Below are 1,185 nucleotides of genomic sequence, written 5' to 3'. Positions count from 1 at the left end.
GGGTGATGGTCACGTCGTTGAGCACGCCGAGGCCGGCGATGATGATGCCGCAGGTGAGCAGGCCCTGCAGGCTGATGTTTCCGACAAGAGCCTGCAGGATGCCGGCGTTCTCGTCCCCGACACCGGTCAGGTGGGCGGCCCGGACCGCCAGCTCCCCGATTCCGGCGGTGGCGGCCACGCCGAAGATCGTGCCGGCCAGGGCCGCGGAGGTCCTCATCGACACCCCGTGGGCGAGGTAGAGCACCAGGTACATGATCCCGAGCGAGCCGACGACCGCCACCGGTACCGCGGAGTTGCCAGCCAGCAGTGAGGGGAGCATGAACTTCAAGATGACCGCGCCGGCGATGAGCAGGCCCAGCAGGGCGCGGATGCCGCGCCACCGGGCCACGACGACGACCAGGATGATGAAGACCGCGGCGAGGATCCACAAGGGTGTCGGCCGCTCGATTCCCAGGAACGAGTAGCTGTTGCGTCCCGCGACCTCGAGCGACCCGCCGGAGGGCGCCCCCGGAGCTGGGGAAACCTTCATCAAGGCGACCCGGTCCCCGGGCTTCAGATCCGCGCGCAGCACCTCCGGGGGGACGTACACCGCAACAACACGGCCGTGGTCGCTGCCGGACTCCAGACGCACCTTGAGCTGCCCGCAGTCGCCCTGCGCCGGCGGTCCACCGATGCCAGCCCCATCCACTCCAGCCGGACCCGCTCCAGCCGGATCCACTGCAACCCCATCCGCTGCGGCCGGATCCCCGGCCCCGGCCCCGGCTCCTGGAACCCCGGTGCTGCCCGTTCCGGTCGGGGCGACATCGCCGCTGGGGTCCTGGACCGGGCACGGCGCAGACTGCGAGACCAGGACGCCTCTCGGCATGGTCACGCCCGGGGCCGCGAAGCTGGTGTCAGCGCTGGTGACCTTCGCGTCGCCATGCGGCCACAAGAACACGAACCCCCAGACGGTGAGGGCGGCGACCAGGACGACGAACGCCGTCAGGCACAGGCGGGGGAGAGGCGCGACACGCGACTTTGGAGCCTCGCTGTCGAGCGCATGTGTGTGACCCACAACGATCTCCTTCAAAGCCGGCTGGTACCTGAGCGCACCCGCCGCCGCGTCATGACACGAGAAGCATCGGCTATCCGCACCGCCAGGCGAGCCAGCGAAACGGGGATTGCAGCAACCTCACAGCCAGGGTT

General features: G+C 69.8%; 1 protein-coding gene. It reads right to left on the bottom strand.

Going from position 1 to position 1,185, the window contains the following annotated elements; genetic code table 11:
- On the bottom strand, window positions 1–529 hold a 529-nt coding region (locus ABD194_RS00500; RefSeq protein ID WP_343985883.1), incomplete at its 3' end, for a YibE/F family protein.
- Window positions 530–1,185 lie beyond the last annotated feature (656 nt).

The sequence above is a fragment of the Terrabacter terrae genome (genome assembly GCF_039529575.1).
Classification (GTDB): Bacteria; Actinomycetota; Actinomycetes; order Actinomycetales; family Dermatophilaceae; genus Terrabacter; species Terrabacter terrae.
This window is presented reverse-complemented; position numbering and strand designations above follow the sequence as displayed.